The sequence below is a fragment of the Pseudoneobacillus rhizolycopersici genome, from assembly GCF_054786815.1.
This window is the reverse complement of sequence record NZ_JBTOOE010000028.1, coordinates 22087-37974: the sequence shown is the minus strand read 5'-3', so window position 1 is coordinate 37974 and position 15888 is coordinate 22087. Positions and strand designations below refer to the sequence as shown.

Annotated in this window: 14 protein-coding genes and 1 tRNA gene; 1 reads left to right on the top strand and 14 read right to left on the bottom strand. The window is 38.7% G+C overall.

The window, feature by feature from the left end:
* Positions 1-54 precede the first annotated feature (54 nt).
* From prkT to spoIIE, 3 genes are all read right to left on the bottom strand, one after another.
* A complete protein-coding gene (prkT, locus tag ACX9YW_RS20340; protein WP_460349957.1) occupies positions 55-1098 on the bottom strand; it encodes a serine/threonine protein kinase PrkT in 1044 nt (347 codons plus the stop codon).
* The gene (locus ACX9YW_RS20335) at positions 1067-1804 is read right to left on the bottom strand and encodes a vWA domain-containing protein (protein WP_460349955.1); all 738 of its coding nucleotides are present in this window, start codon (positions 1802-1804) and stop codon (positions 1067-1069) included. Before ACX9YW_RS20335 ends, prkT begins: the two co-directional genes overlap by 32 nt.
* A 91-nt stretch (positions 1805-1895) precedes the next feature.
* Complete coding sequence (gene spoIIE / locus ACX9YW_RS20330) at positions 1896-4370, bottom strand: stage II sporulation protein E (protein WP_460349953.1); 2475 nt, start codon at positions 4368-4370, stop codon at positions 1896-1898.
* Between the two features lie 227 nt (positions 4371-4597).
* On the opposite strand from spoIIE, the gene ACX9YW_RS20325 reads away from it, so the two are divergent.
* Positions 4598-4671: transfer RNA gene (locus ACX9YW_RS20325), tRNA-Met, on the top strand.
* A gap of 246 nt (positions 4672-4917) precedes the next feature.
* Here ACX9YW_RS20325 and ACX9YW_RS20320 read toward each other — a convergent pair.
* From ACX9YW_RS20320 to pth, 11 genes are all read right to left on the bottom strand, one after another.
* Entirely contained in the window at positions 4918-5406 is a 489-nt protein-coding gene (locus ACX9YW_RS20320; protein ID WP_460349951.1) for a S1 domain-containing RNA-binding protein, read from the bottom strand.
* 86 nt (positions 5407-5492) lie between these two features.
* Positions 5493-5885, bottom strand: coding sequence for an FtsB family cell division protein (locus ACX9YW_RS20315; RefSeq protein ID WP_460349949.1), 393 nt, complete (start codon positions 5883-5885; stop codon positions 5493-5495).
* A 15-nt stretch (positions 5886-5900) separates the two neighbouring features.
* Positions 5901-6533 carry a spore cortex biosynthesis protein YabQ gene (yabQ, locus tag ACX9YW_RS20310; RefSeq protein WP_460349947.1) on the bottom strand — a complete coding sequence of 211 codons (633 nt, stop codon included), beginning with the start codon at positions 6531-6533 and terminating at the stop codon, positions 5901-5903.
* Positions 6530-6832: a sporulation protein YabP gene (yabP, locus tag ACX9YW_RS20305; protein WP_460349945.1), complete on the bottom strand. Its 303-nt coding sequence runs from the start codon at positions 6830-6832 to the stop codon at positions 6530-6532. The genes yabQ and yabP overlap by 4 nt, the downstream gene beginning before the upstream one ends.
* 76 nt (positions 6833-6908) lie before the next feature.
* Positions 6909-7175 carry an RNA-binding S4 domain-containing protein gene (locus tag ACX9YW_RS20300; RefSeq protein WP_460349991.1) on the bottom strand — a complete coding sequence of 89 codons (267 nt, stop codon included), beginning with the start codon at positions 7173-7175 and terminating at the stop codon, positions 6909-6911.
* A gap of 17 nt (positions 7176-7192) precedes the next feature.
* Positions 7193-8662 (bottom strand): bifunctional methyltransferase/pyrophosphohydrolase YabN, encoded by a 1470-nt coding sequence (yabN, locus tag ACX9YW_RS20295; RefSeq protein WP_460349943.1) that lies wholly within the window; start codon positions 8660-8662, stop codon positions 7193-7195.
* The gene (locus ACX9YW_RS20290; protein WP_460349941.1) at positions 8659-10284 is read right to left on the bottom strand and encodes a putative polysaccharide biosynthesis protein; all 1626 of its coding nucleotides are present in this window, start codon (positions 10282-10284) and stop codon (positions 8659-8661) included. Before ACX9YW_RS20290 ends, yabN begins: the two co-directional genes overlap by 4 nt.
* A gap of 112 nt (positions 10285-10396) precedes the next feature.
* Entirely contained in the window at positions 10397-10933 is a 537-nt protein-coding gene (gene spoVT / locus ACX9YW_RS20285) for a stage V sporulation protein T (RefSeq protein WP_460349939.1), read from the bottom strand.
* A 264-nt stretch (positions 10934-11197) separates the two neighbouring features.
* Positions 11198-14734: a transcription-repair coupling factor gene (mfd, locus tag ACX9YW_RS20280; RefSeq protein WP_460349937.1), complete on the bottom strand. Its 3537-nt coding sequence runs from the start codon at positions 14732-14734 to the stop codon at positions 11198-11200.
* A 257-nt stretch (positions 14735-14991) separates the two neighbouring features.
* Positions 14992-15222, bottom strand: coding sequence for an anti-sigma-F factor Fin (fin, locus tag ACX9YW_RS20275; RefSeq protein ID WP_460349935.1), 231 nt, complete (start codon positions 15220-15222; stop codon positions 14992-14994).
* A 96-nt stretch (positions 15223-15318) separates the two neighbouring features.
* Positions 15319-15879 carry an aminoacyl-tRNA hydrolase gene (gene pth / locus ACX9YW_RS20270; RefSeq protein ID WP_460349933.1) on the bottom strand — a complete coding sequence of 187 codons (561 nt, stop codon included), beginning with the start codon at positions 15877-15879 and terminating at the stop codon, positions 15319-15321.
* Positions 15880-15888 lie beyond the last annotated feature (9 nt).

Here is a 15888-nt window from a genome sequence, read left to right as displayed (position 1 = left end):
ACTTAAATTTGATATTGTTTATACGAATAGAAGGAATAAAAGTTTCAAGATTTTTTATAATTTTTCTATGATATAAAAAGCGTAGAGTAAAGTTACCACAAAGACAATCAACATCGTTTCAAAAAGCGAGTAGCTTTTTCTTTTTTTCTTTAGGGTCTGACGATTAATAGATTGTTTTGTCTGATTATGGGTTGTTTTCACCATTCGCGACCTAACTTGGCTCGAAGTAGTATAGGTCGTTCCAGAGTTTATCGTTGATGATGACTTCTTTGGGTTTCGCTCAGGAGCTTTTGTACCATCGCCCATTAAATCTAGTAAATATCTTCTCATTTCCTGTGCTGTAGAAAAATGCCCTTGCAAAGCATATAAAAGGAAATTTTTGTATATAGATAACTCCTGTTTCTCTGTAATCATCTTTTTTAATTGCTGGATTCCACCAGTTGTCTTTGGAAATTGTTTCGGATAGGCCGTATTAATCATTATCATGGCAACAGCAAATAGATCATATTGGGGGTCTGCCTTTCGTGACCCTAATCCCCAATAGCCACGGTCAAAGAATTCCGTAAACTCCTTGATTGCTCTTCCTTGAATCGTAGTTCCTCCAACATCTATACAGCGAATCTTAGGCGCAGGCCCGGTTACAATAAGATTTTCTGGCTTCAGGTCTCCAAACACCCAACCGTTCGTATGCAGTTTATCTAAATCGGACAATAATTGCAAAATCATAATCGATATCCACGATTTACCTTTTTGTTCGATAAACGTTAGAAAGCTCTGGCCGTGAATATATTCCATCACATAAAAAGAAACGGTCCCCTTACTTCTAACCCAATCATCAACATCAAGTAAAGAAGGTCCGAGGGCAGACCCTTGGACCTTTGCAAATGATTTTAATACATTTACCTCTGAAGTTATTGACATTCCATTGTCACTTAACTTCAAGGCCACATATTGACCATTGTGTTCAGCTAAATAGACAATGCCATTAGCTCCAAACCCCAGTTCTTTTACAATCGTATAAAGGTTTCGATGCCATTTCCCAGTAATTTCCGTCCCGACATCCAGTTTACACAGATTCTTCAAAGAATGATTCATCATCACGGGCTAACAAACTCCTTAATGAGCGTTTTTTCTTAAATGAAGATATTGCCTCTTTAATGGCAGGTCCAGTTGGTGTCAAACCACCCGTTTGTAATTTCGGGAAAATACTTGTTAATATTTCAAGTTTCGGGGTCCAGTCCAACAATTTTTCGACATCTTTCTGTTTCCCGGGAAATACAAAAACGGAAAACCGGTTTTCACCTGAACGCGCATTCAGGCTGAGGGATAAGTCCAATAAGGCGTCCTTTACGGTCGGCAATTTATGTTTCATACTGGCGCTGCAATCGACAAGAATCAACACTTCTAATTCGACAGTTTCCCCTAATTCATCGACAACCTCCATGACCTCACCTCGTTTATCAGGTGGAAGATCTTCGATGGTTTTAGATGAACCTAAAATTTGTTGAAGTTGGCGGTTTACCACTCCATGAATCGTTTGATTCATCGCTTTCCTTGTGACCATTTGGACAGTTTGTGAAAGTTGAGTAGCGTAAACAACCTGACTTACTCCCCCACCTGACAAAGCGATGCCTTCAATTTCTCGATTTCCCTGCTCATCAATCATATCCTGGTCAACTACTCCAATAACATTAACCGTAATATCCTGCTCTTTTGCTAAAGCTGCCATTGCGATTGGATCTTCACCTGCGTTTGAACAACCATCCGTTATTAATAAAATTTGCCTAATTCTCCCTGGATTCATTTACAAAACTCCCCTCCACGCTAATTTAGTATCCATTTTCGACTATATAGAGGGGATTTATACATAAATGAGTGTACTTCTGGTTAAAATATTAGGCTCGCTTGCGAAGCTTCGGGACAGGAATTGTTGCCCACTTCGGAGTATTATGTTGAATTTTTGCTACTACCACTGTCATATCATCTTCTATAGAACCTGCCCGCGAACGGATCACCTCTTCCATAATTAAGTCTGCAATTTCTTGTGGTTTATTCGTTTGGATTTCTGTAATTTTTCGTTTCATCCAAATATCAAAATTTTCGACATGCTTAGGTCCTTCAAAAACTCCATCGCTCATCATAATCAATAAATCTCCTGCTTTTAGCTGCTCACTGACAACATCGACATCGAATTCCTGAAGTATCCCCATTGGGAGATTGCTTGCTTGGATTTTACTAACCTTTCCACCCCTTTTAATAAAACTAGGCGTTGATCCAATTTTTAAAAACTTTGCTTGGGCTGTCTGCATATCTATCATCGCTAAATCAAGTGTTGAAAAAATCTCGTCTGTTGTTCGTAAGGACAGAACCGAATTGACCGATTTAATAGCAACCTTTTCTTCAATTCCAGATTGTAAAATCTTTTGTAATAACTCTAACGTTTCCTGACTCTCATAGTGCGCCCTCTCACCATTTCCCATCCCGTCACTTATGGCAATCGCAAATTTACCTGAACCAAGCTCAATCATCGAATAGCTGTCACCTGAGACTAGACCACCGTCCTTTGCAGCATGAGCAACAGCGGTGTCAACGCAATAGGCTTTCGCCGAACGGAATGTGACATGACAAAATCCATTTGGATAGGTTGCACAGTCTTCTGATTTCACTACAATTGTTTCCCCTAAAATATCTGATAACATCGGGGCAATGACCTTTTCACATTCGCCATGACCACCGCAATATGGAATGGTCATATCAATATCAACGTTTCCTTGTTCTAGGCTGTATATTTCTACTTGTTCTATTTGAACACCAAACTCTTGGATTGCCTCCAAAATTTGTTCTTCCTGTTTATGATGGTTTTCCCTTTCCCGCTGAATTTCTTTGGCGAAGTCACCCATGACTTCAGAAACTCCTAATAACTGTTCAGCAACAAGGCGCCTACTTTCCTGCACTTGTCTTTTTAGTTTTTGGTTAGCCTGGTAAAACGTTAGTTCCTGCTGCATCGCATCGATGACTCGTTTTGAACGAGTGCAATGCTTATCCCATTCTCTCAAAAGCCTACCTGATACCACCCCATTATTTTCATCCATTTCAAGCATAATTTCACTCATTTGGTCATAGGTTGTATTAAAGTTCTTTGTCCAACATTGCTCCTTTTTAAAGCAGGTCTGACAGGTTTTTTCCGTTACATTACTTAAGAAATAATCTAATTCCCGTTCTGAATCGAAATCTTCCGCCTTGCCATCTATATTTGTAAAGCTATTGGACAAAGCTTCAAATACAGAGGAAAACTTAGCAACTCGTTGCGCAGTAACATCACGCATTTTTCGCATATATTGCTGCTGTTCAGCAGTGTGCTCAGTTGTCCCAGGGATATATTTTGCTATCCTGGATGTCAATTGTTGTGGGGTCAGTAAAAAAAGTGAAATGGCAATAGCAGACTCTAAGAGGCTATTAACGATTGTTCCTGCACCCTCACCATACATTCCCATCAATAGAGTAGCGATAAATAACCCTATCGAAACACCAATTTTTTTACCATCCTTTAGAAGTCCACCAAGAACACCTGTAAAGGCTAGTAAACTCATATGATAGAAACTAGAAATATTGGCTAAACTAAATATTAGTCCTGTAACGACACCCACAGTTGAACCAATAGTTGCCCCAGCGACAAAAGAGAAAATAAGTACTAGATATCTTGATAAAATATGTTCAACTGATAGATCATAAAATTCCCAACCAATTGTCCCAGTCATCACGGAGGCCAATAATATGATCAAACAAACAATTTCTTCTGTTTTTAAGGCTTGCTTACGTTTCGTAAAGGTTAATAATGGAATACTTTGTAAAAAGATGAGTGTTAAAATAAAACCAAGGCTCGCTTCAACTCCAGCCATTAACCCATCATAAATCGTTACTTGATTGGTAAAAATGAAAGCCCCTAATAGCTTTGCAGTTAATAAAACAAAAAAGGTGAAAAATGGTATAGCCTTTAATTCATTTTTGATAAACTTCCTAATGGACCTATGAATGAAAAGGAATAACACGACAGTAAAAAAGGTGTACCCCGCTTGGACGATTGATAAGGTTACAGCTCCGCTAATTAAGCCGATGAGAGCAATTGGTGCTTTATCCCTTCTAATAAAGTAGACAGCGGCAAAAAAAGGCAAACTAAATGGTGTTAGTTTCGCTAAAATTAAAGCCCGCCCTAATAGGAAGCCAATGAAAAGAAGTAGGAAACCTTTCTTGATTAGCAGGTTCTCTAGCTTTAATTGAAACTTTTTTAACCCTTTTGATAGCCCCATTTGAGAACGAATAAGACTGACTTCACCAATCGGTTCGATTAAATTCCTTTCTACTTTTTCCATGCTGACTCCACTCCCCATTTTATAATTCTTAAAAACATTATAAGAGTCAGAATTTTAAAAGTTTGTCAAAATAGCGGACAAGCTCCTCATTTTCGTTCGACTGTTTTCCCGACGAGGAAACAAATTCCATTCCGTTTTCCAAATTTTAATGACGAATTTTGTTTATATTAAAATCTTATTGACAATTGAGGTTGTCGAATGTAATATATTTCTTGTGTCTAAATTACGGCGGTGTAGCTCAGCTGGCTAGAGCGTACGGTTCATACCCGTAAGGTCGGGGGTTCGATCCCCTCCGCCGCTATATAGAAAAGCTAAAAGCGCCTCGATCAGCCCCGACAAGCATAAGACAAGGGTTGAAAGAAGGCGCTTTTTGCCTTCATTCAGCCATTGGCTTATGACCTCGAGGGGCTAGGCGCTGGAGCTGGACAGATAAAAGAAAGGAATCGCCCTTGGCGATTCCTTTCTTTTTTTATATAAACTAAACAAAAAACAGGTCTATGATAGACCTGTTGAAAACTGCCTAAATATATAGTTAAGAAGCAGCAAGTTAACCGCGTCTGGCTCCTCTTCCGCCACGTTTTGATTCAGTATGGCGTTTAAGGGAAGACAGGCGATCTTCACTATCTTTTAGGAAACGAGCCATTTTCGATTCGAAATTCTCTCGTTGTCCGCCACCTTGGCCGCGATCATTTGATCTACCGCCTTGACGAGGACGACCGCCGCCACCATGGCCACCTCCATATGAAGGTCTGTCTGGTCTGTCTGGTCTATCCGGTCTTACTGGTCGTTCTGGTTGTGGTTTATCTACCGCTTTTTTAATGGATAAACCAATCTTCCCATCCTTTTCAACATTAATTACCTTGACTTCAACCATGTCGCCAACCTTTAAATGGTCGTTAATATCCTTCACATAGTTGTCAGCAACTTCACTAATGTGAACTAAACCCGTTGAACCTTCCGGCAGCTCCACAAACGCTCCGAAATTCGTAATCCCTGTTACCTTACCTTGTAACTTGCTGCCTACTTCAATTGACATAAAAAGAAACTTCCTCCTTAAAGATATAAAAAAATCATATTACTACATATTATACAGAATGTAAAAAATAAGTGTCAATAAGTCAACTATTGGGAAGACTTTTCTTCTTCAGTTTCCGGAAGATTAAAGATAATTTCATTATCTTCTGATAAAAAGTACTCTTTTCTAGCTAATTTAGCAATGTATTCATCGTCATTAAGTTTAATAATTTCCTCTTCTAAAATCTGTTGCTGTTTTTCTAGGTTGGCTAACCTTTTTTCCAGCTGTTCTTTTTTAGCCGTACGTTCTTCTAGGGCAGATGCCTGTGTTAAATAAGTTGAAACCATATAAAATGAGACAAGCCCAACGACAAGAAAAAATGCTATTAATCTACGATAAAGAAGCTTGCGTCTTCTCGCAGAGAATTTTTCCATACTCTCTTGTTGTTCTGCATATTTAGTTGGTAGTTTGGTAATATTGCGTGATCTCTCTGCGCTCAAATCTTCTTTACCTCCTTACTCTTTTGGCTTTTTAAAACGATTTATCCATCTATGGAAATAATTCTTGATTCGTAAAAAAATTCCTGCCCATCTATTATATAACTTCTCGACGATTTTTTTAACCTTTTTCGGCATAAGTTTCCAAAATAGGAGAAAAGTCCATATAATCAATTTCCATAAGATACCTAGAACCCATTTGATGATACGAAAAATAAGTCGAATGAGCGCTAAAAATCCCTTATACAGTGCAAATAATAGCGAAATTAAAAGGCTAATAATCAACACAATTGGTTTCCACAAGAGGAAAATAAAAGTTTTTTTCATAAACAAGTATATGGAAATGCAGGTTTGAATCATCAGCTCTAGTAATTTTAAATATAGACGTTTCAATAAGCTTTGGTAGAAAGCGAAACCACATAATAAGGCCAGAAAAATATAAAACCTTATTTCCCCTTTGTTTACTAGAAATAAGGTATAAAAGATGAGGAGTCCTTGGACTAGCCAAAATAAAAAATCATTGATAAAAACAATCCAGCGTTTTCGTTTCGGACGATTAAGAAAGCGTTGATAAGTATCTAAGGAGATACCAAAAAGTATCCCCATACCTACCATTGATAGCATTGTGTAAAACTGAGTGGTGAGTGTCATTTGAATAACTTGCTAAAGAAGCCCTTAGCCTTCTCCCCATGATGTTCATCCAAATAAACAAGGTCAAAAATCTTCCCTTTAATGGAGACGATTCCTTTGTCGACATCCAAGTTTTTCATTTGTAGATTTTGTCCCTTAATCGCTAAAAAACCCATCACTGTTTCTAACAAAAATTCCTCATTATCAAAGCTTTCTACCTGTTTCACCCCAGTGATATCAAGGAGACGTCTTCCTCTCATGATCACATCGTGCTCTTTTTCAGTTACTTTCGGGCTATTACTGTCATAGTATTGGTTCATATTTATCCCTCACATTCCTCACAAAGTAAAACTTTGTACAAGTCTATGAGGATGAGCCCAAATATAGAACAAGCTGTTATGATTCGAGTTGAATTCTCTCTTCTTTGATAATCGTGTACATGTCAGCGGCTTCTTCTTTTTTACTTGTTTCTTGAATCTGATCAATTCTAACAACGACGACCTTGTTACCAAACTGAACGGTTAGCTCATCGTTAACCTTTACAGTGGAGCTAGCTTTTGCCTCTTTACCGTTAATCAAAATTCGACCTTGGTCGGAAACCTCTTTCGCTAACGTTCTTCTTTTGATTAATCTGGATACTTTTAAAAATTTATCTAATCGCATCATTTTTCCCCTTCCCTTTATAAACCTTGCCGTTTCGCTTCATCCCAAAACTGGTCTAATTCGACTAAAGTAAAAGCTGAAAAATCTTTACCGCTCTTTTTTACTTTTTCCTCAATAAATTCAAATCGACGTTTAAATTTCTCGTTTGTTGTAAAAAGAGCCTCTTCAGGTTGAATTTTTAAAAATCGGCCGACATTGACCAGGGCAAAAAGAATATCACCATATTCCTTCATTAACAATTCTTCATCTCGTTCATCTTTTTTCATTTCTGCCTGTAATTCGGCCATTTCTTCATGAACCTTTTCAATCGCCGGTGCAATATCATCCCAATCAAAGCCTACCTTGGCTGCTTTTTTCTGAAGTTCATATGCCCTCACTAAATTTGGAAGTTCATATCCGACACCTGCTAATAGCGATTCTGTTCGTTCACCTTTTTCCTTACTTTTTATATCCTCCCAGAGTGTTACCACTTCGTCGGCATTTTCTGCCACTTCCGTTCCGAAAACGTGTGGATGTCTGCGGACCATTTTATTTGCTAATGTTTCAATAATATCGTCAATCGAGAAATACCCTTCATCTTCGCCAATTTGGGCATGCAGCAGTACCTGCAGCAATACATCGCCTAATTCTTCAATAATCAGGTCGTCGTCATCACGATTAATCGCATCGACCACTTCAAAGGTTTCTTCAATTAAATATTTTTTTAATGATTCATGGGTTTGTTTTTTATCCCAAGGACAGCCGTTCGGCCCTCTTAGAGCAGCAATAATCTCTCTGAGCTTAAAAAACTGCTTTCTTAATACGATTTCTTCTTTTACAGGGGGCACGTACAAAGAAGTTAAATTGTTTAAGGCTACTTTATGATCTAGCTCATATAGCGGGACAACCTTTAAGCTTTCACCTGTACTACCCGCTGCGGTGATAATCGTAATTGGATACTCCGCTGGAAGTAGCTCCATTAAGATAAGCTTTACATCTGAGGCCACAAAGCGATCATAAACTTGAGAAATAATCATGTGCTGGGTAATTTGCAGTTGCTCTCTCTTCAGGAATGTCCCATCTAGTAATTGGAATCCTTCAACTGGGTCAATTTTTAATGCTTGAAACAATGCATCAATAAAGCTATGCCCACCAACGATTTCAACTTGAACTTCTCCAGTTTCCTGGCGTTCCAATAATAGCTGTACCGTTCTTTCGGCAACAAGTGGGTGTCCGGGTACTGCATAAATAATCGAATGATTCTGAGCTTCGGTTATGAGCCTCTGGCAAATCTCCTGATAAACCGCTTCAAATTGGTCGAAAGCTTCATAAACATCATCAAAGGAAGTGTAAACCAGTCCTTCCTTTTCAAGTTCCTTGATGACCGGATGTTCTTTTGTTCTAAAAAATAGTCGTTCTTCACCTTGTAGCTTGCGATAAACACCTAAAGGTAGTTGATTAAGATCCCCGGCACCTAAACCGATAATTTCTATTTTATTTTTATTCATTTTTTCGACTCCTTTTTTGTCTCAAAAAGCAAGTAAAGAAGCTTACTTCCAAAAGGCAATAGTGCTAAATCAACTGCCTTAATAAGATTCATACGTAAAACAACGATGAAAAAGGTTAACCCACCTACCGCCACTCCACAAAGGGCTTGAATAGCAGCAAGTAGTCGTTCAGAGTCTACCCATTTGAAAATTGGGGTAGTTATAACTAAGCTAGCTTTAACGAGTAGAAACATCGTAGTAACGGCTAGCAATAATCTGATTAGAAACTTACCAGTTAATAAGGATGTCCCTATCGTTTTTTTCAATTTCCAAAATAGTAATAATAGACCGATTGCGATGCTGAAGACCGATGCGGTAGCCGCTCCTGCTGAATCCAACTTTGGAATGAGTAAAAGGTTTAAGCCATACTTTATGAAAAAGATGATAACAATAACCGCTGCAGGATAGTACATCACACCTAAGCCCTGCAAGATGGCGATAACCGTTATCGCCATACTACTTAACAGGATGATCAGCGTTAATATTGCTAACACCGATGATCCTACCTCATTTTCATAAAGCATGATATTAGTCGGCTTGACGATGGCCATTAAACCGACCGTAGCCGCCATACTAATCATTAAGCCAATTTGCAAAGCAAGTTGGATCTTTTCATTTAATTGAGTAGTGTCAGCTTTTATTCTCACACTCGAAATAACTGGGACAAGGGAAAGGGACATCGAAGTGGCAACAATACTTCCAAGCTGAATTAATGGTTGACCACGATCATAAATACCCTTTAACGTTTTGGCAGTCTCTGCGGCTATCCCCGAGTTTATTAATAAAGATAGCATATTTAATGAGTCTGCTAATTGAATAAATATTAATAGCATTCCGCTGATACAAACGGCAAATCCCTGAAACAGTAATAGCTTCCAGGCTTCTTTCATATCTGCTAAAACTGGCCTCTGCCAAACTCTAAATATGGGTATATTTCTTTTCTCTTGCAAGAAAAAGAGCATTAAGATGAAGACGGCAACTATACCACCAGAAATCGAACCGAAGGCTGCACCACTTCCCACTAAATAAAGCGATAAATCATTTTTCATAAACAATACCGCAACTACTAATATCGTTACAACCCGTACGAGTTGTTCACCGACTTGTGAAGTGGCCGTTGGAACCATATATCCAATCCCTTGAAAATATCCACGAAAAACAGAGATGATGGGAAAAATAAGAAATACAAGGGAAATGACCTTTAAAAGAATAGCGAGATTTGGATCCTTCATCTGCTTAGCAAGGAATCCAGCTCCAAAATACAAACTTAAAAATGAGAACATTCCTAGTACTGCTAAAATAAAAAAAGAATGAGCAAGAAAGCGCTCAGCTTTGTCGGTTCGACCCTCTTCCTGTAATTCCGTAAAATGTTTAGAAATGATGACAGGAAATCCATAGGTGGATAAAACCAACGCCAAGCCATAAAAAGGATAAACCTGCTGATATATGTAAAAGCCAATATCTCCAACCATATTCTGAAATGGAATCCGATAAATGGCACTTAACAGTTTTGTTAGAAGGGCACCAATGGTTAAAATAAACGCCCCTTTAAACCAGTCTTTTGAACGCTGATTGGGCTTCACAAGCCCAACTCCTTCCAATTTGGATTATCGAAAGTAATTATAGCATATTGGCCAGACTAAAAAATACAAAAGAAAAAAAGGTAGCCTTGAGCGCTACCCCTTTCCTATTGATTTAGTTTTCCATTTGTCTTGCTAGGAAGCCGGCTGCTGTTTCGACTGCCTTTTTCTCAACTTCACCTAATGTGCCTTCCTTAGCGAAAATTAACACAGCCCCAATTGGGTCACCGTTTGCAATGATTGGTCCAACTGTATAAGATGAAACATTTTCTTCGCTACCTTCAATAATCGCGATATCACCTGGTGTAGTTACTAGCACAGCATTACGTTCTTCCATCTTCTTTTCAATGAGTTCACTAATGTTTTTATTCAAGTAATCTTTTTTAGAGCTTCCTGCAACCGCAATATAGGCATCACGGTCACAAATTAAGACAGGGTTTCCTAAACTGTCATACAAAGCTTCTGCGTATTCCTTAGCGAAATCACTTAACTCACTGATCGGGGAATATTTTTTAAGGATAACTTCCCCATCACGATCAACAAAGATTTCTAATGGGTCTCCCTCACGAATTCGCAGCGTTCTGCGGATCTCCTTTGGTATTACAACACGACCCAAATCATCAATTCGACGAACTATTCCAGTTGCTTTCATTCAACGTTGCCTCTCTTTCATCTGATGATTGATTTTGGAAACGGCTTCAAAAACTTTGTCCGAGGCTAAGTTACAGCCTTTTCTACTTGAAATCATCTCCAAGTTTGAACTTAGTATCTTTCATATGGAAAGTTCTATTCACATACAAAGATTTTTTCTTATTTGGTTGTTTTTACCAAAACAATCAATCGGCGTTTGAAAGAATTGATAGAATACAATTACCCTTTATATTCCAACTTAAACATAAAATGAAAACAAATTATTTTAAATCGCATTTTTTTGTTGATTTTCTTCTTTCTTCGATATGGCCATCACTTTTATCATTTCAAAAGTAATAGCAAGCCATTTTTGCGCTTTTAACCCTTTCGTCTGAACGGTCATTTTAAATTTCTTCCCTTCCATTCCTAAACCGACAACTTTCGGGAAGTCATTACTTTTCTTAAAAATACTTTCACCATTGATTTGTGTGGTACCTCGCTCTGAAGTTAAAATGGTAATCTCATCCTTCACCTGCTTAATCATTTCGATTCCAGCGATGTTGGCATACACCTTCATTTCAGCAATTTGGAATAAGTAAGCAACCTCATCGGGATATTCACCAAACCGGTCAAGCATTTCCTCTTGTAGTTCTTCGATATCCTCAATGGAGCCAATCCCTCTAAAACGTTTATACATTTCAATTTTTTGGTGGCCATCAGCTATATAAGAGTCTGGAATATACGCATCAACTTCAAGATCAATTTCTACGCTAACTCGTTCCATCAAGTCAGGACTGCCTTTCCGGTCTTCAATCGCTTCTTTTAACATTTGCGAATACAAATCAAATCCTACGGAATCAATAAAACCATGCTGTTCAGCTCCAAGCAGATTTCCCGCTCCACGAATCGATAAGTCGCGCATCGCAATTTTGAATCCAGAACCAAGTTCAGTAAATTCTTTGATGGCCTGTAGACGTTTTTCAGCTATTTCGGTTAATACTTTATCCTTACGATAGGTAAAATAAGCATAGGCGACACGATTTGAGCGGCCTACCCGTCCCCGTAATTGGTATAGCTGAGATAGACCCATCCGGTCCGCATCAAAGACAATTAACGTATTGACATTCGGAATATCAACACCTGTTTCAATGATTGTCGTTGACACAAGAACATCAAAATCTCCTGCTAAAAATGATAGCATAACCGATTCAAGTTCATTCTCTGACATTTGACCATGAGCGCAAGCAACTCTAGCATCGGGAACGAGCAAAGAGATTTCCTCCGCTTTCCGATTAATATCCTCAACTCGATTATAAAGAAAATACACTTGTCCATCCCTTGCCAGCTCCCGTTCAATTGCCTCGCGAACAAGTCCACCGTTATATTCCATTACATAGGTTTGCACTGGGAAACGATTTTCAGGTGGGGTCTCAATGACAGATAAATCCCTTACACCCAACATCGACATATGCAGCGTACGAGGAATTGGTGTTGCAGTTAACGTAAGAACATCGATATTCGTTTTTAACTGTTTAATTTTTTCCTTATGAGTCACACCGAAACGTTGCTCTTCATCAATGACAAGTAAACCAAGGTCACGATAAATGATATCCTTTGAAAGCAAGCGATGGGTGCCAACCACAACATCAATCGTACCCTCTTTCAGCCCTTTTATGGTATCTGTTTGTTGTTTCTTGGAACGGAAACGACTTAATAAACCAATATTAATCGGATAATCCTGAAATCTTTCTCTCATCGTTTCAAAATGCTGCTGGGCTAGGATTGTTGTTGGAACTAGGAAGGCAACCTGTTTCCCATCGGCAATCGCCTTAAAAACAGCCCGAATCGCTACCTCTGTTTTCCCATAACCAACATCTCCACATAATAAGCGGTCCATTGGTCGCTCTTTTTCCATATCCTTTTTAATTTCGTGAATGGAGCGAAGTTGATCCTCTGTCTCCTCATAGGGAAAATTCATTTCAAACTCTCTTTGCATATCACCATCTGGGGAAAATGCATAGCCTTTTGCCGCTTCTCTTTCGGCATATAATTTAATTAAATCATCCGCAATATTTTGAACAGAAGCATGAACCTTCTTCTTTACCCGTTTCCAATCACTTCCACCCAACTTATATATTTTCGGTTCTTTACCTTCGGAAGCGACATATTTTTGCACTAAATCAATTTGCTCGACTGGGACATACAGTTTGTCCGAGCCTTGATAACGGATATGTAAGTAATCCTTATGAATTCCATTAATCACCAATGTTTCAATTCCTAAGTACTTACCGATTCCATGATTAACATGTACGACATGGTCGCCGACCTTTAACTCAGAATAATTTTTTATCCGTTCTGCATTTGACAATTTTTGTCTTCGCTGTGGTTTCTTTGTCTTTTTATTAAATAGCTCTTGCTCTGTAATGACTGCAACCTTTTGCAAAGGCAGCTCAAAACCAGTTTGCAGGCCGCCATAAGAAATTTGCACGGATCCAGGTCGAATCTTCTCATCACGACTTATGGTTGTAGCGTTAATATCATAATCTTCTAATACCCGTTGAAGCTTATTAACCCGTTCTTCATCAGAGCCAATCAGTAATACCGAAAACTTTCCCTTTCTCCAACGGTCAAGTTCTGTTTTTAACACATTCATTTGCCCATGAAAGCTCTGCATTTGTTTACAGGATACATTGAGAATATTTTGCGGATTTGTATTCGGCACATGTCTTAAAAATAACGATAAATACACGATCGGATGGATTGGCTTTTGCAGTAATCCCGCAAGCTGATGGGAAATTTTCAAATCATGCACCATCATTCCTTCAGCCAATAACGATGTGTACCATTCCGCCTCTTCCTTCTCAAGCGAATCATTCATTTCATAGACTCTACTAATTTCATCTACAAAAATAATACCTTTCTGAGGTAAATAATCTATTAAACTATCCCGATAGACATAGGATAAATATTTAAATAGTTGATCAGGTCTTTGACCGTTTTGCAACTGTTCCAGTTCAAAACTAATATTTTGACCGAGCAAGCTTTTTAATTTTGCATCTTTCAGTTTCGTTAAACTAGTAGCAAGACTATCAGCAAGCTTTTCTTTGACAATATGGAGCTGATCATCTTCCATCGGGTTTTCCGTCGCAGGACCGATGGTGATTTCACTAATTTTATTTTTGGAACGCTGATCCTCAAGCGAAAAATATCGAATCGAATCTACTTCTGTGTCAAACAATTCTATCCGAATTGGCTCACTTTCAGTAAGTGGATAAATATCTAAAATTCCGCCACGCATACTGAATTCACCCGGGGTTGCAACCATCCCAGAACGCACATAACCCATTTTTACAAGCTGCAATAGCAAGGTAGCGATATCGATTTCTTCGCCTACTGACAGCTTGATTTGATGCTTCGCCCATTGTTCCTTCGCAGGCAATAACTTACGCAATCCTGCTATTGGCGCAATGACGATGCCATTTTTATGCTTGCTCCAATAATTTAATGCCTCAATTCTCTGGGCTTTCAGCTCAGGGCTAGCAATACTTAATTCCGCTGCGATTAATTCATTGGCCGGATATAAGAAAACCTCCCCGGCAGGGATGGTGTTAATCAAATCCTCATAAAGCTTTTGTGCTTGAAGTAGGTTATGAGTAATGATTAAGATTGGTTTTTTCGTTTCCTCATATATGGAAGCCAAAAATAAGGTTCTTGCCGATCCCGAAAGTCCAGCGACCAACTGTTCCCTTAATCCTTCATTCATCCCATTAATAATGGTCTTCACATCATCCTGTTGCCGAAACAGATCAATTAATCCCCTCATCAGATTGACCTCCTCTCTGAAATTTTTTATTTGGATATAAAATTCGCTTTTTATGCATGGTGATTGGAGCTAAAAGGCGCGGAGACTCCTGTGGGAGTACGGAACAGGGAAGACCCCGGAGTCGCGAGAGCGACGAGGAGGCTTCCCGGACCGCCCACGGAAAGCGTAGCGCCTTTTAGCTCCAATCACCAATCTAAATATAATGTATATAGTTAAACGGAAAAATGCTTTGGATGATATCCAAAGCCCATTTACCGTTAATGGATTAAATAGTCATATTGATGGAAATCTGGATTACGTTGTAGCGATTCATGGCAATCCTCACAGATAGATTGGACGTAAACATCACCTGACGAGTGATATTGAACCATAGATTCTCGCTCCTCTACGGTTAATAAATGTAATCCAAGACGTTCCGTTTCTAGAGATAAATCTTCTAAAGAACCTAGTTTTTGACCACAATGACGACAATGGTAATGTATCGCCAAAACTTGCCCTCCTCCTCATACTACCCAAGTATTGTTAGTATGCTCCTTGTGGAGGGAACTTATACAATTGTATGTTTAAGGTTTTCGGCGTATGTGTTATTGATTAAATTCATTCATGACTTGTAAAAATGGCTTCGTTAACCATGCTTTACAAGCCTCCGCACTTCTTTTAGCAACCTCATCAATCATTTGTTGCTCCTCATCAGTAAACCGACTTAACACATAGTTAGAAACACTCATGCCACCTTTTGGACGGTCAATCCCTATTCGGATTCGATTAAACTCTTGGGTACCTAAATGTGCAATCGTCGATTTAATTCCGTTATGCCCACCGGCACTTCCCTTTTGTCGTAACCTTAACTTTCCTACCGGAAGGTCCAAATCATCATAAATGACAACCAATTGTTCGTCAGGAATATTATAGAAATCCGCCACGGCTAAAATAGATTCCCCGGATAAATTCATATAAGTTAAAGGCTTTAGTAATAACACCTTTTCCCCGCCTACCATACCCATTCCGAATAAACCTTTAAACTTTAATTGATCCAATTCGATATTAAGTTCTTTAGCCAATACATCAATAACATCAAAGCCTACATTATGTCTTGTTCGTTCATATTGTTTGCCGGGATTTCCTAAACCGACGATTAGTTTCATAGCCTTGTT